We start from the raw sequence: 21755 nt of genomic DNA on the forward strand, positions 1-21755 counted from the left end.
AATGCAGCTAAAGTTAAACAGTTGGGAGCATTAATTTAACACATAGAAGCATAGATTTAGGACGCGAAAAAAGGCGTTACACTTGTTTTAAACAAACATAGTTGCTATGTGCTAGAAACTAGTTTCTTTTGGTAATCTTTTTTTCAAAAATAAAACCTGTGTCTCTATGTGTTTAAAACAGTTAACGAAACAAAGTTATTTTATAATAGATTCATAAATTATTTTCTGAATATCTTCTCTAATTTTTTCTTTGGCTAATTTATTGCCTTCCTCGCCAATTTCGGGATAAGTTCTGTTTGATAAAAAGACATATACAGTTTCGTTTTCAGGATCAACCCAAGCCATATTTCCGGTAAAACCAGTATGTCCAAAACTTGAAGCAGAGGCACATTGACAAGTTGGGCCGTCTTTTCCTAATCTTTTATCAAAACCTAAACCTCTTTCTACCCCTTGAGCACAGTAAAAACAAGTATTGAAAGTGTCAAAAGTGGCTTCAGAAAAATACCTTTCACCTCCGTAACTTCCTTTTTGAAGAAAAAGCTGCATCATTTTAGCTACATCCATCGCATTTGAAAATATTCCCGCATGACCCGCAACACCGCCTTCCATTGCGGCAGCCATATCGTGTACATAACCTTGTATGAGTTGATGTCTGAAATAATTATCGATTTCTGTCGGCGCAATTTCTTTTTTGTCAAATTTCAACAACGGATTATAAGTCGTATAATTCATTCCGATGGAGTTGAAAAAGTTTTTCTGACTAAGATTTTCTAAGTTTTGATGCGTTGCTCTTTCCAAATATTCCTTTAAAATGATAAAAGTAAAATCGCTGTATTTGTATTCTTTTTTAAGAGAAACAGGAGAGTCGGCGATGAATTTCATGATCGTATCGTGATAATCATTTCGAATAAAAAGACTGTCGGCAACTTTTGTCGTGAAATTTTTCTCTGGAATTTTTCTGTAATACTTCTCCAGCGGAAAACTTTTTGCATCAATTGTAGATTTATAAAACGGACTCCACGCAATAAGTCCGGCGTAATGATTTAATAAATCTTTAAACGAAATATCCTTTTTGTTCGATTTCGCAAACAACGGCAGCATCGTTCCGAGTTTGGTTTCTAATGTAACTTTATTTTTATCGTATTGCTGCATCACGTTTGGAAGCGTAGAAATCATTTTTGAAATCGAAGCCACATCGTACAAATCAGTATTAGAAACTTTTACGTCTTTATTATAGGTATGATATCCATAGGATTTCTGAAAAACAACATTGCCTTTTCTCGCAACCAAAACCTGCATTCCGGGAGCCATTTTTCCATCAATTGCTTTTTGGGCAACGGCATCTATTTTAGAAAGAATTGCCGAACTCATTCCCATATTTTCGGGTGTTTCAAAACCTAGACGATCGATTTTTTCAGTATCAATTCCGTCATTTACTTTGAAATTTTCATTGATCGAAACAGGTAATTTTCCTTTAGCACTTTTTGCTCCAAATAAAATTTCGGCAGCAACAATTTGAGAAATATTTGAATTTTGATACGAAATCACCAATCCTTCAATGGCATCAAAATTCTGAATAGGAAGAAGTGTGTAAGGTTTTGCAAAAATGTCTAAAATCACTTTATTATTTTCGGCTATTTTGTTTAGAAAAAACAATTCGTTTGCACTGAAATCTTGTTTCTCCCACGCTTTATTTACTTTGTGATAACTCACAATTACCAAATCGTATTTTTTCAATGCTGCGTTTAAAGAATCAACATTGGTATTTGAAACTTCAGTGATTGTGGTGTACTTTTTTAAAGTAGTGATGAAAGTACTATTTACATCTTCTCCCAATTTTACATAAGCAATTTTCTGCTCCAGATCTTTTATTGGAAGAATGTCTTTTTCATTTTTTAAAACCGTAGCTGCGTTTTCGAATAAAGTATATTGAAGCGCATCTTTATCTGGGCTGGTTAGGTCTTTTTGTAAATTCTTTAGCTCAATTGGTTTGTATTTATTTAAACCTGCTTTGAATTTATAATGAAGAATTTTTTTAACCGAATGCGCCAGACGCTCTTCTGTAATTTTTCCTGCAGCATAAAAAGTTTTTAATTTTTCTAAAGCCGCTGGGACATCATCTGGGCAGAGAAAAATATCATTTCCAGCTTCTAAAACTGCTAATTCTAAATCGCCGACACCTTTAAAATTACTCGCGCCTTTCATGCCCAAACCATCCGTAAAAATTAGTCCTTCAAAACCCAATTGTTTTTGAAGAAGTTCGGTAACCACATTATAAGATGCAGAAGAAGGAATATTTTCTCTTGGTTCTAAACTCGGAATATTGAGATGCGCCACCATAACCGAAGCCAGACCTTCATCAAAAAGCTGTTTGTACGGATACAATTCCACTTCGTCCATATGTTCTTTGGTAAACGAAACGGTAGGAAGCGCTTTATGAGAATCGACTGCGGTATCGCCATGACCAGGGAAATGTTTTCCGGTACACAAAACGCCTTGACTCTGAATTCCTTTCATTAATGCCGATGCGCGATTGGCAACGTTTGTTTTGCTTTCGCCGAAAGAACGATTTCCGATAATTGGATTCAGCGGATTGGTATTAATATCTAAAACTGGCGCAAAATTGAAATGAATTCCCATTCTTTTGCATTCGCTTCCCATTTGTCTTCCGACTTTTTCGATTAAAGCTAAATCCTGAATCGCTCCCAAAGTCATGTTCCAAGGATAGGCATAAGTCGAATCTAATCGCATGCTTAATCCCCATTCGGCATCAAGACCAATAAAGAGCGGAATTTTGGCTTTTGCCTGATATTCATTAGTCAATTTCGCCTGACGAACGGGCCCGCCCTGAAAGAAAATCAGACCTCCAACTTTATAATTGGCAACTAATTTCTTTATTGAATTAACATGAACGGAATCCCTATTGGAATAAGCCGAAACAAAAAACAATTGCCCTAGTTTTTCGTCTAAAGTCATTTGGGCGTAAATGCTGTCTGTCCAGTGATTTTCGGCATCAGAATCTTGTAGAAAAGGTTTTTTTTCTGCTTTGTTTTTTGGGATATAAACTTCTTTATTTTCGGTAGAAACAGGCTGATTGGTAACTACTGTAGTTTTGCTTTTTTTCGAAACACCGCAATTGATGATAAAAAAAAGCATAATGGTAAACAGACCTATTTTTATAATAGCATTTTTCATGAAATAGTGTTTGGGCATTTAAAAAGAGATTCTTTCTGTTGTGCGTTTACTGGTGAAATAAATTCCGATATACGTAAACAATCCGTTGATAAGGATTAATTCATTGTCAAAAGTATAACCAAATAATTGTGTCGAATTTTCGCTTAAAAAGTAAGTCAGAATCGGCGAAATAATACAGATTATCGGAATCAATTTGTCGTTTACTAATCTTGATTTTTGTAACAATCCAAAAGCGTACAATCCTAATAATGGACCGTAAGTGTAAGAGGCTGCCCTGAAAATTAAGGCTACAACTGAAGCATCGTTAAACGAATTCAGCACAATAATAACCAGGAAAAGTAATATCGAAAACCCGAAATGCACCCAATGTCTTGTATTTACATTTTTGGTATTTCCTAAATTTTCAGATTTATCCATTCCGAGAAAATCAACGCAAAAAGAAGTTGTCAGCGCTGTCAAAGCAGAATCGGTTGTGGCAAAAGTGGCGGCAATAATTCCTAAAAGAAAAACGAAAGCCGGAACAATTGACAAATGATTTAAAGCAATTTCAGGAAAAAGCAAATCGGTTCTTGGTTTTCCTGTCGCTAAATCTAACGGAATTGCAACGCCATTTCTATCTGCATAGATATACAATAAAGCTCCTAAACTCAAAAATATAATGTTGATTAAAACAAAAATTCCCGTAAAAGTGAACATGTTTTTTTGCGCCTCGCCAATGTTTTTACAGCTTAGATTTTTTTGCATTAAATCCTGATCCAGTCCAACCATTGCAATAGTTACAAACATTCCTCCTAAAATTTGTTTTACAAAGTGGTACTTGCTCGTAAAGAAATCATCGAAGAAAAATATTTTTGAATAATTGCTTTTTTGAATGGTTGAAACGGATTCAAGTACAGTTAAATTTAAACTATCACAAACAAAATAAATGGTAATAAACACGGAACTAACTAAAAAAAACGTCTGTAAAGTATCGGTAATAATAATGGTTTTAAGTCCGCTTCTAAAAGTATATAAAAAGATGAGTGCCAGCGCCAAAAGCACCGTAACAGGAAACGGAATATTGAAATCGTTAAAAACATATCGTTGTAATACAATAACAACCAAATACAATCTAAAAGCCGAACTAATGGTTCTGCTGACTAAAAATATAGAAGCAGCGGTTTTGTAACTGCGAACTCCCATTCTTTGTTCGATATAACTATAAATCGATGTTAGATTCATTCTGTAATAGAGCGGGAGCAGGACTTTTGCAATGATTACAAATCCGATGGCGTTTCCTAAAACGAACTGAAAATATTTGAATTGTTCTCCATTTGGCGAACCCACTTCGCCCGGTACAGAAATAAAAGTTACGCCCGAAAGCGCAGTTCCAATCATACCAAAAGCAACTAAATACCATTTAGAATTTTTATTTGCTTTGAAAAAAGAATCGTTGTCTTGTCCTTTTTTGCTAATTATGTTTGAAATAAAAAGCAAAAGACCAAAGTAAACAAAGATGAAAATGAGAATGGTAGTAGAAGACATTTTGGTTTTGGTTTAGAAATTAGGTTATTTTTTACTGTTATGATCCAGCAGAACAGCGCGTACACTTTTATGTTTAAGCAGTAATTCTTCGGCGGTATCATAATCAATTGCAAGTTCTTCCATTATCATTTTGATGCCTCTTTTTACCAATTTTTCGTTAGATAACTGCATGTCAACCATTTTGTTACCTTTTACTTTTCCGAGTTTAATCATTACCGAAGTCGAAATCATATTCAAAGTCAGTTTTTGAGCCGTTCCCGCTTTCATTCGCGTACTTCCGGTTAAGAATTCTGGCCCTACAATTAATTCAATCGGATGGTCTGCTTCCTGTGCAATAAGTCCGTTACTGATGCAGGAAATACTTCCCGTTTTAATGTTATGTTCTTTTGCTTTTTTCAATGCACCCAAAACATAAGGCGTATTTCCAGAAGCCGCAATCCCGATAATAAAATCCAGACTTGAAATTTCAAATTTAGCTAAATCTTTCCAAGCTTGTTCGGTGTCGTCTTCTGCATTTTCAACCGCTTTTCTAATAGCAGTATCGCCGCCCGCAATAATCCCGATAATCATGTCGTGCGGAACACCAAAAGTAGGCGGACATTCTGATGCATCTAAAATTCCGATTCGACCAGAAGTTCCCGCGCCGATATAAAATAATCGTCCGCCCAATTGCATTTTTTTTACAATCGCTTTAACGAGTTTTTCAATTTTAGGAATCTGATGTTCAATAATATGCGGTACTTTTTTGTCTTCTGTATTAATGTTCGTCAAAAGCTCTTTCACGCTCATTTGATCCAAATCTTTGTACAAAGATTCTTGTTCCGTTTCAGGGTTTTTATTTTTCATTTTTTCTTTTTTTTTGATTTTTGAAGCCATTTTTTTTTCTAAATTCTGGCTTCGATGTTATGCATTAGTAGTTTCTATTTTATTAAAAAATAGTGTGATTTGGGGAAATTTTAAAGGGGGTAAAATTGTATTTAATAAATCAGATAAGCTTTTCGCATAGTTTGAAAAACCTCTAAATCTTTTTTCCAGCTGTCCCGAATGGCTTTTTCTGAAACGCCGGATTCAATTTGCTGCTGCAATTTTTTTGTTCCTGCCAATTTGGTAAAAAAGGGAATAAAAAATTTAGATTTATCTGTGGTATTTTGGTACGCTTTTAAAAGCCAGCGTAATTCTAGTTTTGTTACTTTTGGTGCGGTAGAAAGATCTTCGCCGTAACATTCTTTTCCGTTGTAAACAGGATCTTTAGCTCCAAAATTTGGTTTTGGCGTAAAAGTAAAACTTGTTTTGGTTAAGTAAGGAGAACCATAAATTTGGAATTGTTTTTCGGTTCCGCGACCGAGGCTCACATTTGTTCCCTCAAACAAACACAAACTGGCATATAAATTAATGGCCTGATCGTTTGGAAGATTTGGCGATGGTTTTACAGGAAGACCGTATGGCATATCTCTTTTATAATTACTGCACGGAATTATAGTCAGTTTACATTGTATTCCGTTTTTCAGCCATTTTTGACCATTAATCATTTGACCGTATTCTCCAATTGTCATTCCGTGTAAAATTGGAATAGGATGCATGCCGACAAAACTGGTAAATTTTTTTTCCAGAATTGGTCCATCGACAATAGAGCCATTTGGGTTCGGACGATCTAAAATTAGTAAGGGAATATTGTTTTCTGCACAGGCTTCCATTACATAATGCAGCGAAGAAATATAAGTATAGAATCTTGCTCCAACATCTTGCAAATCAAAAACTAAAATATCAATTCCTTCTAACTGCTCTTTTTTAGGTTTTCTATTTTCTCCATAAAGAGAAACAATCGAAAGTCCCGTTGTGGCATCTTTTCCATCTACTACATGTTCGCCCGCATCGGCTGTTCCTCTAAAGCCGTGTTCTGGTGCAAAAATAGTCTGAATGTTTATTTTTTTCTCTAATAAAAAATCAACCAAATGTTTTTTATTGGATAAAATTCCAGTCTGATTGGTAACAATGCCAACTTTTTTATCTTTTAATAAAGGAATATATTTTTCGAAATTATCAGCTCCTGTTTTAATTTCATTACTGATACCATTGATTTTATTTGTAATGATTTCCGCTGACGAATTTGCATTCGAAGCATTTGAAACGATCAAAAATAAAATAAAAGTGAATTTTTTTAAGGATTGAAACATAACACAAAAGTTTAAATTACAATTAAAATTACGCTTAATAAAGGACAAAAAACAAAATTGGATAATTAAATCGAACCACTTTAATCAAAAAGTGGTTCGATTTTTAAGCTTATTTATTCGTGATAAAAGTAACAGACGGAGCGTTGGAAGTCGCTGTTGGCAATCCGCCGATAATTCCTCTGCAATAAATCGTATAAACTCTTCCTGCTCTAGGAATAAAAGCAGTACTTGCTGGTGAATTGGCAAGATTGGCAATGGTTGTTCCTGTAGTTGTTCCCGGAACATTTGTTGGAGAACCTGCTACGCGAACCTGCAATTGATACCCTCTTGTATCTTTTGGATCTTGTGGTTCAATAGCAATATATTTTTCGTCTCCACCTTTAAAAGTCACATTTTTATACGTATAAACTTCTTTTGTGGTTATTGGCGTTGCTCCAGCAATTGAGGTTTCTTTAAGTAATCCTAAATCATAACCTGTTGCCGCAGAATTGCTAATTACATTTATAAAACGAATATATGCTTTCGTTGGATCTAAATCGGCAACAGCTAAATCATCATTTAATTGATAAAGAGAATAAACTGCAGGCGTAACAGACGGAGGAGTTGATAAAAGGAAACTCGTGTAATATTTTCCTGTTTCGGTAACAATATTTCCGTCATAAATGGTAACTGCTGGATTTGCGGGCGTTAAAATGCTCAAAGGCTGTGTGCCAGGTTTCATTAAAACATAGTTTATTGGAACAGGAAATTGAGCACCATAACTCATACCCACCTGAACTCCTGTGGTAGAACTTACAGCCGAAATTTTTTCAGTTCCTGTAAAGTAGTTAATTTGAAAATTAGTTCCGTTTGGGCCAACAGCGGCATGAACAAATTTTACGTTAGAAGCATCTGCGATTCCGTCCGTAGTTTGATAAGGCGTTTGGTCGTTCTCGTCGCCGCAGGAAGTAAAAACAAGTACTCCTAAAACGGGAATGATTAACTTTTTAAAATGGTTGAATATATTTTTCATCTAATTCGTTTTTTAATTATAAAAAATTACTGTTTAGAAAACCACATTTCTTCTGTGTGATAATCTACTTTATCAGCTCCAATCGCTTTTAAAGCATCAAAATTCCAAACATATTCTGAGTTAAATCTTGGGCGAACTCTATATGGTAATTTTCCATTGTTATCTACAAATAATCCTCCGTTTGGAGTAAAATTCATTGTTTTGTAAATTTCTGTATCATAATGATATTTACGCAAGTCAGTCCAAGTTTCCAGCATTCCGTAACCAAATAAAGCTACATATTTTTGAAGCATAATCTGGCTGATCGTTAAATCTGCAGCAGCAGGAACAATATTTACATTCGTTAAGAACGCCGTTTTTTCAGCAGCCGTAATTGTTGAGGTAATTGGGAAAGTGGTGCTTACAACCGTATTTGCATTTACAAAATCAATATTAGCGTCAATTGCTTTTCTGTAAGCATCTAAAGCCATTGCTTTGTCGCCTTTAATGAATGCAGCTTCTGCTTTAATAAACTGAATTTCAGAATACGTCATTAAAGGAAAATTTGCTTTATCTCTAAAAAGATATCTTCCTGGAGTTGTAATCGTTCCTGCAGCATACGTTCCGTAAATATTCGGGATTCTGCTTACGTTTGTCGCCACTGTTGAAGCCGTAGTATTTAACGGATTTCCATTAAAAGTATATTTAGACGGATCTGGATTTGCTGCAGATGCTGGCGCTAATTCAGACTGACCTACAGATGGTGCTAAAACTCTAGAAATTCTAGGATCTTTTACGTTTCCAAAAAGAGTTCCGTCCATTGTTCTTACTGCAAAATCAGTTTGACGGTATGTATTGAAATTATTTCTTCCAGGACCGTAAAAGTTGATATCTGCTGCAACTGTTCCGTTGTATCTAATCAACGCGTTATCTGCGTTTGAAGCCAATGATTTATCGCAGTATTCGATAACTTTATCAGCATTGTAAGAAGCTTTATTAATTTGATTGTTTAGGTTTCTAGCCAAAACTCCGTAAGCAAATTTAACCCATTTCGAGCGGTCTCCGCCGTACATTTTATCTCCCGAAGCTGTGTAGGTCTGCGAAACATTTCCGTCTGTACGATCTAAATCGACTAAACCTTCGTTTAATAAACGAACAACTTCAGCATACACTTTTTCCTGAGAAACATAATCAAAAGAAAGGCGTGAAGTGAAAACCTGATCAAAATCGATTAATTCGGAATGATAATCTGTTGCTACCTGCCAAGACCAAGCTCTGATTACTTTTGAAATTCCAGTAATATCATGACGTTGCTCTGCGGTTGCTTTTTCCTGTAATTTCGTTAAGTTTAAACCAATAGCAAAATACGCCATTTTCCAGATTTCACCGCCTGTGTCACTATTTGCTTGATATCCAAAACGATCCCATTCGCTTCCTACAGCGCCAACGGTAGCAATACTGAAATTCTGAATGTATCGTCCTAAACAGCGGTTGTCAAATTGCAGTCCAACAGCCATCTGCTGTTCGATTGGCGGTAATAAAGCTGGTGCAGAAACATCAACAGGAAAACTAGGATTTACGTTTATATCCTCTAAATCGTTGCAAGAAATCATTGTGGTTACAAGACCTAATGCTGCTATATATGTTTTTATATTTTTCATGGTCAATTAATTAAAGTCCGATTTTCAATCCTAAGTTTATTCCTCGTGGCGTAGAAACTACTCCAAAGTCAAAACCTGTTCCTCCAGCACCTCCAGTTGAAGCATTCGTTCCGTTAACCGAAGGATCTGCTCCAGTATAATTGGTGATGATAAACAGATCGGTCATTGTTAAGTATAAAGAAAGATTATTGATGAATGTTTTCTTCAAGATTTCTGAAGGCATTTGATAGCTTAAAGTAATATCTCTCATTCTTAACCAATTGATGTCTTTTTCAATAAAATCAGCATCAATAGCTCCAGTTCTGTAATATTCGTTTTGAACACTTGGTCGTACCGGAATATTATTTTGTGTTGGCGTAGCCGAATTTTCTAAACCGTCTCTCAAAACTCCTTTCACAATTCTCGTTTGATCGCGATCTAAGGTTTTAGTAGACAATCCGTTTTGGTACAAATAGAATTCGGTTGCGTTGTAAATATCACCGCCTTTTCTAATGTCTAATAAGAAAGATAAACTTAGGTTTTTATAGACAAATGTGTTTTGTAAACCAAGCATAAAATCTGGATTTCTGTCTCCAACAATTTTAAAGTTTGGATCTTTTAAAGCAAAACCAGTATTGGGATCAATTAAAGGTTCTCCGGCATTATTTCTCAAATAATCATTTCCAGTTAAAGTCGTTAACGGATTTCCAACGGTTACTCCGCCGCGAACATTTCCGTAAAGCCAAGTATCAGAAACATAATATTCTGAAACCACAGAAGGAAGATTTAGTAATTTAGATTGTGTTTTGCTGAAATTAGCACTTACATTCCAAGAAAAATTGTCTTTTTGAATAGGACTTCCGCTTAAAGTAATCTCTAAACCTTGGTTTTGTAAATCTCCAAAGTTAGCAGAAGTTACCACGAATCCCGTTCCGTAGCTTAAACGCATATTTTTTAGAATTGGATCGATTGTTTTAGTGCTGTAAACTGCAACGTCTAATCCAACTCGGTTTTTAAAGAATTTTAATTCTGTACCCAATTCAAATGATTTACGGAATTCTGGTTTCAAATTCGGATTTGCTCCTGTAACTCCGTAAGCATAACCTCCGTCTGTAGTCAATTGTGGTGTAAAAACTGGTTCAGCAGAATAAGGAGAAGGGATATTAGCGGCTTCCGCATAAGAAGCTCTCAGTTTTCCGTAAGAAAGTATTTCTTTGTCTTTCAATCCGTTTAGGTTTGTGAAAACAAAACTCGTTGAAACAGAAGGATAGAAAAATGGATCTGGTAAAACAGAAGTCCAGTCTTCACGTCCAGTTAAGGTCAAATAAACAATTTTGTCATAATCTAAACTCATCTCAGAAAAGAAACCAATGATTCTGCTTTGGATAATTCTCTCTTGAGATCTTTGCGTTGTAGCGTCTGTATTGTTGATAGAGTAGAAGTTCGGATCAAAAAAACGGCTTCCTGTTGTAGATAAAATTCTATAATCATTATCGTTTACCGAATTACCAACCATCAATTTGGTATTGAATTTTCCGAAAGATTTTTTAGCTGTAACTAATAAAGTCGTGTTTAAATTACTGGTATTAGAATAATAAGATTCGATATAACCCCCAGAAGCAATTCCTGCCGCAGATTCTGGATGAATAGCTCTGTAACCTTGACCAGAATTCACATCCCAGCCCACACGGCCTGTTAAGTTTAACCAAGAAGTTGGGTCGTAAATTAAGCCAACATTGGTAATGAAACGGTTGTTGAAATCCTCAGATAAGTTTTTATTGACATCCCAATATGGATTATCGGTTTCGTTATCCAAAGCACCGCTTGTAATTTTTCTTCTTGTTCCGTCAGGATTTAGATAAACACTTGCATCATCATTTGAAGGCCATGTTAAAAGCGAAAGCAAATATCCTGCGTTTGTTACACCGGGAATCTGTACCGCAGATCCAGCTCCTTTTGCTGCTTTCTGATTATCTGATTTTGTGAAATTAAAAGTAGCTTCTGATCTTAATTTTGAAGATAATTTTGCAGAAGCATTCAAATTAGCGGTCAAACGGCTGTAACCTGTATTGGGAACAACGCCTTCCTGCTCTAAATTAGCAATGGATAAACGGTAAGAAGTAGTTTCTGTACCCGCTTCAAACGAAAGATTATGATTGGTTGAAACTCCGGTTCTAAAGAAGTTTTCTACATTATTATAAAATTTAGTTCCCGGTTCGTAAGCCGTTCCAAATTGTCGTCTGTAATCTGGATTGTTTACACCGTCAGAACCTCTTTGATATACTTTTTGAATTTCGGGAAAACGGTATAAATTGTCAAATCTGGTATTAGTAGAATAGGTAAGTCTTCCAACTCCTTTTTTACCTTTTTTGGTTGTAATTACGATAGCACCATTTCCAGCCTGCATTCCGTAAAGTGCTGCAGCCTCAGGTCCTTTTAGTATTACTACAGATTCAATATCGTCTGGATTGATATCTGCGCCTCTGTTGGTATAATCTTGTGTTCTGTTTGGAGCATTAGAAATCGTTAAACCTTGATCCATTGTTTCGTTGCTCACAGGTAATCCGTCAACTACGTACAAAGGAGAGTTACTGCCGCTAAGCGAATTTACCCCTCTTAACTGAATCGCCGCAGAAGCACCCGGTGCACCAGAAGTACTCGTTACCGTTAAACCCGCCACACGACCTTGTAAAGCCGTTGCAAAGTTCGGACGCTGCGTCTCGGCGATTTCTTTTCCTTTTACTTCCTGAACAGCATATCCTAAAGACGATTTATTTCTCACAATACCCATAGAGCCTACAATGGTAACATTGTTTAGTGTTTGAGCACTTTCTGAAATTACGATTTTAAGATTAACGCCATTCACGATAATTTCTTTGGTGTTAAAACCAATGTACGAAACAAGAAGCACCGCTCCTTGGTTAGCTTTGATCGAAAAGGTTCCGTCAGTTCCCGTTGAGGTTTGATCTTTGGTTCCCTGTACTAAAATGTTTGCGCCTGGCAGTGTGTTCCCGCTGCCATCTGTAACGACACCTTTTACTACATTATTTTGCGAATAACTGGCTAGTATTCCAAAAATGAAAAGTAAAAGAATTAAATGCTTTTTTTTCATAAGGGTTAATTTATGGTTAGAGAAGCGAAATGTATAAAATATTTTTAAAAAACTGCAACTTTATGTCGTATTTTTATTAATTCTATTCAATAATGCATAAAAATGCATTTTTTATTTTGAATTGATTCGAATTCTGCAAATCGTAAAAAGTTTTATTTCGAAGATTTTCAAAAGTGCTTTGTTTTTCTAAATTTGTAGAAAAGAACATCTTATGCTCAAAAAGGAAAGACATCAATTCATAATGAATAAATTGCAGCAAGTCGAAAGAATAAATACAATCGACTTAGCCTTGGAATTGAATATTTCTGAAGATACCATTCGCAGGGATTTTATTGAGCTAAATGATAAAGGCCTAATAAACAAAGTATACGGCGGGGCATTTTTAGTCAAAAACAACCATAAAAATGTGTTTGATATTACTATCGTCAACGAAGACAAGAAAATAAGTGTAGCCAAAAAAGCACTTTCTTTATTGAGTGAAGGACAGGTAATTATCATGAGCGGGGGAACTACAAATTTGACATTCTGCAAACTTATTCCGCTAAATTTTACCGCTACAATTTATACCTACAGCCTTCCAATTGCCATGCAGTTATCGCAGCATCCTAATATCGAATTGATTTTTATTGGAGGAAAATTACAAAAGCAGGCGATGGTAACAGTTGGTATCGATGTGGTACAAATACTTTCTAAAATTAAAGCAGATATTTGTTTTATGGGGGTCAGCAGTATCGATGTAAATCAAGGACTTACCGAAATGGGTTATGAAGTTTCGGTAATCAAAAAAGAGATGATTAAGGCGTCAGATAAGGTAATTGCGCTTTTAACCTCAGAAAAAATGAACATCAAAATGCCACATAAAGTGTGTGATCTGGATAAGCTTTACGCTGTTGTAACCGACCTAAATGTGGCGAGTCCGAAAATCAAGAATTTTGTCGATTCAGGAATTAAAGTATTGTAAAATTGTGTAAAAATGCATTTTTATGCGTTTTTTTAATTATGTGATATTTCTGACAAAAAAACATAAAACATATTTCCTTATTCTATATATTTGTTTCCAAACCAATTAAATTTTTTAAGTTATGATTATAGTTATAATCCTTGTTGTCTTATTAGCAGTAGGCGTATTTATTTACAATTCTCTTATTGAAAGAAGAAATCAGGTTACCAATGCATTTTCAGCGATTGATGTGATGCTGAAAAAACGTTTCGATCTGATTCCGAATTTGGTTGAGGTTGTCAAACAATACACCAATTACGAACAAAGTACCTTAACTAAAATCGTTGAGCTTCGTGCTAAAGCCGGCTCAGGTTCATTAACCGATGCGGAAAAAGCAAGTTTGGATACAGAATTAAGTACGGCAGTAAAAGGTTTATTGGTAACGGTTGAGAACTATCCGGACTTAAAAGCCAATACAAATTTCCTAAACCTGCAGACAACTTGGACAGAAAGCGAAGAACAAATCGCAGCTGCTAGAAGAACTTACAATGCGTCGGTGACGAGTTATAATAATGCTATTATGATGTTTCCAGGGAATTTATTTGCGGGAATGCTAAATTATACTCCAATTGATGTTCTGGCAACTCCAGAAGAAGAACGTAAAAATATTAGTGCAAAAGAACTTTTCAATAATTAATGGATTCAGAAAACACGAATAATACTGCGTTGCAGGAGGTTTTGAATACGTTAGAAATTGACCGAAAAAAAATAGCAGAAACTTATAAAACATGCTATATATTATTTGGTCTTGCGGGGTTGATTGTAGTTATTGGTTTGCTTATTAGGTTTCCAATGTTAGCTTTTTTTGGTGCTTTAGTTCCTGCAATTATTGGAATTGTAATGTATTTTCAAATAGAAGATGAAGCAAAAAAATATAAATTTGCTTATAAAACAAATGTAGTTGCATCGGCATTAAAACAGATTAATGAAACTTTTTCGTTAACACCGCAAAGCGGGCTTCCTGAATATGAGTTTATAAGTTCTGAACTTTTTACAACAGAACCAAATCGCTATAAAACGCAGGATTTAATAAGTGGCAGCGTTGACAAAACTTCTTTTTGGTTTGCCGAGGTTCATGCCGAATACAAAACAGAAACCCGTACCAAAAATGGAACGCGTACCGAATGGTACACTATTTTTAAGGGAATTATTTTTGTCGCCGATTTCAATAAAAACTTTGAAGTGTCGACAGTCGTGCGCCCAAAAGATTTTGGAGATTCTATTGGGGAGTGGTTCTCTAAAAACGTTTTCAGTTTTGGAAACAGCAATTTAGTGCTGTTAGAAAATACAATCTTCGATGATATATTTGTCACCTATTCCAGAAACCAGATTGAAGCGCGATATATTTTAACGCCCGCCATGATGGAAAGAATTTTGGAGTTAAACAAAAAATGCGGCGACACCATTTCGATCTCTTTTATACATTCTAAAATGTATATTGCTTTCCCATTAGGTACCAATTATTTTGAACCACCCATTCATTCGTCACTCTTAGTTCCCGATTTACTTACCGATGATCTTTCGATTGTTGAGTTTATGCAGAATATTGTTCATGAACTGGATTTGAATACTAGAATTTGGGGGAAGAATTAAGGGATTTTGGAATATTTTTTTAAGCCGTTTAATAGATTTTGAGATTTAAAAATCTCAGCAGTTAGATTTTCAGGCAGTTTGTCATTTCGACCGAAGGGAGAAATCGCACTTGCAATTCCACATAGAAAATCTCCAATCTTTGGCGATCCACTAATGAGATTTGCTTCGCCAGTTCGCTATCGCTCGAGTCTCCCTTTGGTTGAAATGACAAGATTGATAGACTTTGTTGTAGAAAAATTTGACAATTTTTATGAAACCGAGTGTCTAGCCCTGATGGAAGCGGCATCCTTTTGCGCCGGGGTTCGGCGTAAAAGATATAGCGGACAGCAGGAAATAGCTTCTAAAAATTCCAAAAATTAAATTCCAAATTCTAAAATTCTTTGATTGTTACAATTTAAATTTAGTTTTCAAAAGCCTTCGACTACGCTCAGGTGACAATTGGGTGAAGTTTCAAATTCCAAATTCCAAGAAGAGAAATTTAAGTTTTTATAAGCCTTGGACTACGCTCAGGGTGACAATTGTGGATTGAGAAAAACCTCTGCACCTTTGAATCTCTGTACCTCTGTACCTTTGGTCCTCTGAACCTCTGAACCTTTGCCACTTTGAACCTCTGCAACTCTAAACCTCCCTCTACTTCAAAACAAACTCATTTTCTTTTAACTTTTTCAAGACTGCGGCGATGATTTTAGAACGGCATTCTGAGTTTTCAGTTGTTGATGCAGTTTTAACCCAATAACGAATATTAAGCTGAATAACACCCGCAGCGGCAACATCGGTAATTACGGCTGCGTTTCCGTGGTCTTTTTCGGTAACGTCTTCGCTGTTTCCAAGAACTTCTTTGACGAGTTCGATAGCGCGGGTATAATCAGAACCGTATTCGAGTCCGACTGTGAAAGTTTGGAGCAGAAATCCTTCGCTGTTGTAGTTAATGAGCGTATTTTTAATTAAAAGTGCGTTTGGAATATAAATAATTTTGGAATCGCTTTTTACTTCGGTATCGCGCAGGTTAAGGTTGATGACTTCCCCTTTTACGCCGTTGCTTTCGATAATATCACCAATAGAAAACGGGCGCTTGAAAGCCAGCAGAATTCCCGCAAGGAAATTTTCGCCAATGTCTTTAAGTGCAAAACCAATTACAAAAGCGGAGATTCCAGCGCCGGCAAGCATACTTTGCGCGATTCCGTCAAGACCGATAATTCGGAACATGATAAGAATCCCAATAATAATAAGAACAGATTTAATTAGTCGGGCAATAAAAGTAGCCAAAAGCCGATCGTGCATTCTTAATTTGAGTCGGTTGCCCGCAAAAATTCCGACACGGCTCGCAATAAACCATGAAACGAGAATAACCAGAACTGCCAGAATAAATTTTGGTGTAAGGTCGACAATGCTATAATAATATCCTTCTAAATGTTTAAAAACGTCTTGCAGAAAATTTTCCATAATATTAGGCTTAAAAAAGTAAAAATTTAAAATTAGAGATTTCAAAAGTGGAACGCTTTACAGGATTCTCTCAGAATCTTATAAAATCTAATACAGTAATCAGATAAAATCACAAATTATATCAATTTAACCTGCTATATTTTTATATTTGCTGTCTGAGTTTTTCAGAAAAATATTTTTATAAAAAGCACCATTTCATGTTGACCCAATCTCATTTAGAGCAATTAGCTGCAGCGCTCGAAGGCACACTTTTATACGATGATCTTCATAAAACACTTTATTCTACAGATGCATCGGTATATCGGATTCGGCCAAATGCGGTGGCTTTGCCTAAAACGGTTGAAGATATCAGCAAATTAATTCGCTTTGCTGCAGCGCATAATATTTCGGTTACGCCAAGAACTGCGGGAACTTCTTTGGCAGGACAAGCGGTAGGAGACGGACTTGTGGTTGATGTGTCGAAACATTTTACCAAAATCGTTGCTTTTGATGCCGAAAAGAAAACCGTTACGGTACAGCCTGGAGTAATTCGCGATGAACTGAATTTATTTTTAAAACCTCATGGTGTATTTTTTGCACCTATTACATCGACTTCAAACCGTTGTATGATGGGCGGAATGGTGGGAAACAATTCTTCTGGAACCACTTCGATTCGTTATGGTGTTACGCGCGACAAAATTGTGGAGATTAAAGCCATTTTAAGTGATGGTTCTGAAGTAGCTTTCGGCGAATTGACTTCGGCGGCATTTATCGAAAAAACCAAAGGCGATTCATTAGAAAATAAAATTTACAAAAGCATTTACGAAGAGCTTTCGGTAAAAGCGATTCAGGACGAAATTGTAAAAGAGTTTCCGAAACCAGAAATTCACAGAAGAAATACAGGTTACGCGGTTGATATTCTGCTAAAATCAGAGTTATTTGGCGGAACAGAACCGACAATTAACTTAGGAAGGTTGCTTTGCGGCAGTGAAGGAACTTTGGCCTTTACAACAGAAGTTACTTTAAAAGTAGACGACTTGCCACCGGCGCATAATATTATGGTTGTGGGGCATTATCATACAATTCAGGAATCTTTGGAATCTGTTGTCGTGGCGATGAAACATCATTTGTATACTTGCGAAATGATCGACGACACGATTTTGGATTGTACTAAAACGAATCGCGAACACATTAAAAACCGTTTCTTTTTAGAAGGCGAACCTAAAGCGATTATGCTGTTTGAAGTAGCTTCTCATACTTTAGAAGATGCAGAACTGCAAGCCAATGCTTTAATTGCCGATTTAGAAAAACACAATTTTGGTTACGCCCGTGTAAAAATTTACGGAGCAGATATCGATAAAGCCAATGAACTTAGAAAAGCCGGATTGGGACTTTTAGGAAGTATTGTAGGCGACAACAAAGCAGCCGATTCTATTGAGGATACAGCGGTTGAATTGAGTGATTTACCCGCTTATATTGCAGAGTTTTCTGCAATGATGTTAAGTCACGGACAAGAAGCGATTTACTACGCGCATGCAGGAGCAGGAGAATTACACTTGCGTCCGGTTTTGAATTTAAAGAAAACAGAAGATTTAAAATTATTTAGAACCATTGCAACAGATGTTGCGATTTTGGTTAAAAAATATAGAGGTTCATTAAGCGGCGAACACGGCGACGGAATTGTACGCGGGGAGTTTATTCCGTTTATGATTGGCGAAAAGAATTACGAATTGCTGAAAAGAATCAAATTGGCATTTGACCCGAATTCGGTTTTGAATATCGGGAAGATTGTCAATGCCTTGAAAATGGATGAAAATCATCGTGTGGTTTCGGGCAGGGTAGAACCAGATATTAAAACCTTTCAGGATTTCTCCGATAGTTTAGGAATTTTACGCGCTGCCGAAAAATGCAATGGTTCTGGCGACTGCCGAAAAATGCCATCGGCGGGAGGAGCGATGTGTCCGAGTTATCGTGCGACCAGAAATGAAAAAGAAACGACTCGTGCACGTGCAAACGCTTTACGAGAATATTTGACCTATTCTGAAAAAGAGAACAAATTTGACCAAAAAGAATTATACGAAGTTTTTGAGTTGTGTGTAAGCTGTAAAGCCTGCGCCAGCGAATGTCCGAGTAATGTGGATGTGGCAACTCTAAAAGCGGAATTTTTATACCAATACCAAAAAGCAAACGGATTCTCGACCCGAAGTAAAATTTTTGCCAATAACGCAAAATTGAATAAAATGGGAAGTTTGTTTCCGTCGCTTACGAATTTTATTTCGAATCAGTCGCTTGTTAAAAAATCAATGGGAATTGCACCAGAACGACAAGTGCCGCTTTTAGCGAAAAAGACTTTCAGAAAATGGTATGAAAACAATAAACCTGCATCCAAAAATTTCCCAAACGGACAATTGTATTTATTTGTAGATGAATTTACGAATTACTACGATGTCAATATCGGAATCGATGCTTTTGAATTATTAACGAAATTAGGTTACGAAGTTTTAATCGTTAATCACGAAGAAAGCGGAAGAACATATTTATCCAAAGGATTTTTGGAAGAAGCGAAAAAGATAACCGATATCAATGTCAACATTTTTAAAGCTCTAATTTCGAGTAACACGCCTTTAATTGGAATTGAACCTTCGGCGATTTTGACTTTTAGGGATGAATATCTGCGTTTGGCATCGGACAAAGAAAATGCAGAAAGAATTTCGCAAAACGCTTTTACTATCGAAGAATTTTTCAAAAAAGAAATTATCGACGGAAAAATAACGCTCGATTCCTTTTCAGAAGAAACGAAAGAAATCAAAATTCACGGACATTGTCATCAGAAATCATTGAGTTCTGTTGAAGCGACTTTTGCGATGCTGAATCTGCCTAAAAATAATACGGTGACTATTTACAATTCGGGCTGCTGCGGAATGGCGGGATCTTTTGGATACGAAAAAGAACATTATAAAGTGAGCATGCAGATGGGAGAAGATACACTTTTCCCAAAAGTACGTAACACTGCTGAAAACGTAAAAATCGCCGCTGCAGGAACAAGCTGTCGTCATCAAATTTATGATGGAACAAAACGTGAGGCGCAGCATCCTGTTAGTATTTTGAGGAATTGCTTGAAATGACAAATGGCAAACGGATAACGCGTATTTGAACGGATTGACGCAGATTTTTATTTTTTTTCACGCAGATTTAAAAAGATTTAAGCAGATATGCGCAGATTATTTAATAAAAAATCTAAAAATTAAATCTGCTAAAATTTGCTAAAATCTGCTAAAATCTGCGTGAAAAAATTATCCACAGATTACAAAATACATAAAAAAATCTGCGTCAATCCGTTCAAATCCGTGTCATCTGCGTGCTAAAAATTACAACAAGACTTTTTTTCCGGTTTCTGCTGCTTTATAAATGGCATTAATAACTTTAATGTCTTTTAATCCTTCTTCTCCGGTAATATGATTTGGCAGTTTTTTATTTTCTAATAATAATTTTGCAATTTCATCCATTTGCGTTTGCTGTTGATTTATTACAGGAAATTTCAGAATACCTTTAGATGTCTTTCCTTCAAAAGGACCGTAACTCAAAGCCGGACTTAACTCAAAGAAACCTTCATCTGCGGAAGCGTAAAATCGGTCGATATTAAAATTAACAGACGTAGTGCAATTGGATACGGCTCCGCTCGGAAATTCCATTTGCCAGGATATGCTTTCCTCTGTTTCTGAAAAAATCTGTTTGTTATAAACTTTTCCAAATTGCGCCGTAACAGCAATTGGTTCTTCTGCTAAAACATATCGGCTAGCCTGAATACAATAAACTCCTAAGTCCATTAAGGGCCCGCCTCCTGATAATTTTTTATTGAGCCTCCATTCATTTCGATCGTTAAAATTGACAGTAGCTTTTGTATCAAGAGGATCATGTATTTTATAACCCAAAGAAGCTTGGATAAAACGCACTTGTCCAAAAACTTTTTCTTGCCCCAATCGTTTTATTTCTAGATGTGTAGGTTCGTAATGCAAGCGGTAACCTATTGCTAACTGTACATTGTTATCCGTGCAGACTTTTATCATTTCCTCACAATCTTGTACAGAAATTGCCATTGGTTTTTCGGTTATAACATGCTTTCCTGCTTTTGCAGCACGGATAGTAAATTCTTTATGAAGTCCGTTTGGCGTTACAACATACACTAAGTCAATGTCTTTGTTTTTTATAATTTCATCGAAGTTCTCGTAATTGTAAATGTTGTTCTCAGGAATATTATATTTCTTTTTCCATTTTTCAGCTTTTGAAGGAGTGCCCGTAACGATACCGGCAAGATGGCAATATTCAGAAACCTGAATTCCCTCTGCTAACATGGAGGCGTAATTTCCGAGACCGCAAAGTACGATATTTAATTTTTTTCCAGTATAAGGCGTTTTATCCGTTTCCGGCGCAGATAAAAAGGAAGGAAGAGCAGTTACAATGACTGATGCTCCAACGCCAATCCCAAATTTGTTCACAAATGATCTTCTTGAAATTTTTTCCATATAATTTATCTTTTAAGTTAAATATCAATTTATTAGTAAGCTCTTTTTTATAAATGTTACATTTGTGTTTGATTTTATTTGATTTATAATATTTTTTTGTTTCTTCAGATTTTTCAGATTAAGCAGATTACTTTTAATGAATAAATTTGTGATAATCTTTTAATCTGTGGCAAAAAAATCTGCTTAATCTGCCAAATCTGCGAGAAAAATTTAGTTTCAGAATAAAGGATTTTTTTTGTTTCCCGCAGATTCAGCAGATCTAGCAGATAACTTTTAATGAATAAATCTCTGTTAAACTTCTTAATCTACAACAAGAGAAAATCTGCTCAATCTGCCAAATCTGCTAGAAAAAATTTAGTTGTAGATTAAAGGATTATTTTTTTATTTTCCGCAGATTCAGCAGATCTAGCGGATTACTTTTAATGAATAAATCTGTGTTAAACTTCTTAATCTGCAACAAGAGAAAATCTGCTCAATCTGCCAAATCTGCGAGAAAAATTTAGTTGCAGATTAAAGGATTATTTTTTTGTTTTCCGCAGATTCAGCAGATCTAGTAGATTACTTTTTAATGAATAAATCTG

13 protein-coding genes are annotated in these 21755 nt (G+C 35.8%); 4 read left to right on the forward strand and 9 right to left on the reverse strand.

Annotation, left to right across the window (positions count from 1 at the left end; all coding sequences use genetic code 11):
- Positions 1-195: 195 nt before the first annotated feature.
- The 7 genes from BSF42_RS21585 to BSF42_RS21615 all read right to left on the reverse strand — a co-directional run bounded on the left by BSF42_RS21585 (position 196) and on the right by BSF42_RS21615 (position 12636).
- On the reverse strand, positions 196-3195 hold the full coding sequence (locus BSF42_RS21585) for a glycoside hydrolase family 3 N-terminal domain-containing protein (RefSeq protein ID WP_095955168.1): 3000 nt from the start codon (positions 3193-3195) through the stop codon (positions 196-198).
- 18 nt (positions 3196-3213) lie between these two features.
- Positions 3214-4719 carry a sodium:solute symporter gene (locus BSF42_RS21590; RefSeq protein ID WP_095955169.1) on the reverse strand — a complete coding sequence of 502 codons (1506 nt, stop codon included), beginning with the start codon at positions 4717-4719 and terminating at the stop codon, positions 3214-3216.
- Positions 4720-4743: 24 nt separating this feature from the next.
- Positions 4744-5565: an N-acetylmuramic acid 6-phosphate etherase gene (gene murQ / locus BSF42_RS21595; RefSeq protein ID WP_095955191.1), complete on the reverse strand. Its 822-nt coding sequence runs from the start codon at positions 5563-5565 to the stop codon at positions 4744-4746.
- Between the two features lie 131 nt (positions 5566-5696).
- On the reverse strand, positions 5697-6893 hold the full coding sequence (locus tag BSF42_RS21600; protein ID WP_095955170.1) for an exo-beta-N-acetylmuramidase NamZ domain-containing protein: 1197 nt from the start codon (positions 6891-6893) through the stop codon (positions 5697-5699).
- A 109-nt stretch (positions 6894-7002) separates the two neighbouring features.
- Positions 7003-7905: a hypothetical protein gene (locus tag BSF42_RS21605; RefSeq protein ID WP_095955171.1), complete on the reverse strand. Its 903-nt coding sequence runs from the start codon at positions 7903-7905 to the stop codon at positions 7003-7005.
- 26 nt (positions 7906-7931) lie between these two features.
- A complete protein-coding gene (locus tag BSF42_RS21610; RefSeq protein ID WP_095955172.1) occupies positions 7932-9545 on the reverse strand; it encodes a SusD/RagB family nutrient-binding outer membrane lipoprotein in 1614 nt (537 codons plus the stop codon).
- 10 nt (positions 9546-9555) lie between these two features.
- Positions 9556-12636: a SusC/RagA family TonB-linked outer membrane protein gene (locus tag BSF42_RS21615; RefSeq protein ID WP_095955173.1), complete on the reverse strand. Its 3081-nt coding sequence runs from the start codon at positions 12634-12636 to the stop codon at positions 9556-9558.
- A gap of 211 nt (positions 12637-12847) precedes the next feature.
- Here BSF42_RS21615 and BSF42_RS21620 point away from each other — a divergent pair, with 211 nt between their 5' ends.
- From BSF42_RS21620 to BSF42_RS21630, 3 genes are all read left to right on the forward strand, one after another.
- A complete protein-coding gene (locus BSF42_RS21620; RefSeq protein WP_095955174.1) occupies positions 12848-13597 on the forward strand; it encodes a DeoR/GlpR family DNA-binding transcription regulator in 750 nt (249 codons plus the stop codon).
- A 121-nt stretch (positions 13598-13718) separates the two neighbouring features.
- Positions 13719-14273, forward strand: coding sequence for a LemA family protein (locus BSF42_RS21625; RefSeq protein WP_095955175.1), 555 nt, complete (start codon positions 13719-13721; stop codon positions 14271-14273).
- Complete coding sequence (locus tag BSF42_RS21630; protein ID WP_095955176.1) at positions 14273-15229, forward strand: DUF3137 domain-containing protein; 957 nt, start codon at positions 14273-14275, stop codon at positions 15227-15229. The genes BSF42_RS21625 and BSF42_RS21630 overlap by 1 nt, the downstream gene beginning before the upstream one ends.
- 630 nt (positions 15230-15859) lie before the next feature.
- Here BSF42_RS21630 and BSF42_RS21640 read toward each other — a convergent pair.
- On the reverse strand, positions 15860-16672 hold the full coding sequence (locus tag BSF42_RS21640) for a mechanosensitive ion channel family protein (protein WP_095955178.1): 813 nt from the start codon (positions 16670-16672) through the stop codon (positions 15860-15862).
- A gap of 197 nt (positions 16673-16869) precedes the next feature.
- Between BSF42_RS21640 and BSF42_RS21645 the strand changes: the two genes are divergently transcribed.
- A complete protein-coding gene (locus BSF42_RS21645) occupies positions 16870-19776 on the forward strand; it encodes an FAD-binding and (Fe-S)-binding domain-containing protein (protein WP_095955179.1) in 2907 nt (968 codons plus the stop codon).
- A gap of 243 nt (positions 19777-20019) precedes the next feature.
- On the opposite strand, the gene BSF42_RS21650 is transcribed toward BSF42_RS21645, so the two are convergent.
- Positions 20020-21174, reverse strand: coding sequence for a Gfo/Idh/MocA family protein (locus tag BSF42_RS21650; protein WP_095955180.1), 1155 nt, complete (start codon positions 21172-21174; stop codon positions 20020-20022).
- Between the last annotated feature and the right edge of the window lie 581 nt (positions 21175-21755).

This window comes from Flavobacterium sp. ACN6 (assembly GCF_002304005.1).
In the GTDB taxonomy this organism is placed as follows: Bacteria; Bacteroidota; Bacteroidia; order Flavobacteriales; family Flavobacteriaceae; genus Flavobacterium.

Coding starts and splice junctions, on each gene's coding strand:
- BSF42_RS21650 (WP_095955180.1), bottom strand. CDS start 21,174: ATGGAAAAAATTTCAAGAAGATCATTTGTGAACAAATTTGGGATTGGC.
- BSF42_RS21645 (WP_095955179.1), top strand. CDS start 16,870: ATGTTGACCCAATCTCATTTAGAGCAATTAGCTGCAGCGCTCGAAGGC.
- BSF42_RS21610 (WP_095955172.1), bottom strand. CDS start 9,545: ATGAAAAATATAAAAACATATATAGCAGCATTAGGTCTTGTAACCACA.
- BSF42_RS21600 (WP_095955170.1), bottom strand. CDS start 6,893: ATGTTTCAATCCTTAAAAAAATTCACTTTTATTTTATTTTTGATCGTT.
- BSF42_RS21640 (WP_095955178.1), bottom strand. CDS start 16,672: ATGGAAAATTTTCTGCAAGACGTTTTTAAACATTTAGAAGGATATTAT.
- BSF42_RS21605 (WP_095955171.1), bottom strand. CDS start 7,905: ATGAAAAATATATTCAACCATTTTAAAAAGTTAATCATTCCCGTTTTA.
- BSF42_RS21615 (WP_095955173.1), bottom strand. CDS start 12,636: ATGAAAAAAAAGCATTTAATTCTTTTACTTTTCATTTTTGGAATACTA.
- murQ (WP_095955191.1), bottom strand. CDS start 5,565: ATGAAAAATAAAAACCCTGAAACGGAACAAGAATCTTTGTACAAAGAT.
- BSF42_RS21620 (WP_095955174.1), top strand. CDS start 12,848: ATGCTCAAAAAGGAAAGACATCAATTCATAATGAATAAATTGCAGCAA.
- BSF42_RS21590 (WP_095955169.1), bottom strand. CDS start 4,719: ATGTCTTCTACTACCATTCTCATTTTCATCTTTGTTTACTTTGGTCTT.
- BSF42_RS21630 (WP_095955176.1), top strand. CDS start 14,273: ATGGATTCAGAAAACACGAATAATACTGCGTTGCAGGAGGTTTTGAAT.
- BSF42_RS21625 (WP_095955175.1), top strand. CDS start 13,719: ATGATTATAGTTATAATCCTTGTTGTCTTATTAGCAGTAGGCGTATTT.
- BSF42_RS21585 (WP_095955168.1), bottom strand. CDS start 3,195: ATGAAAAATGCTATTATAAAAATAGGTCTGTTTACCATTATGCTTTTT.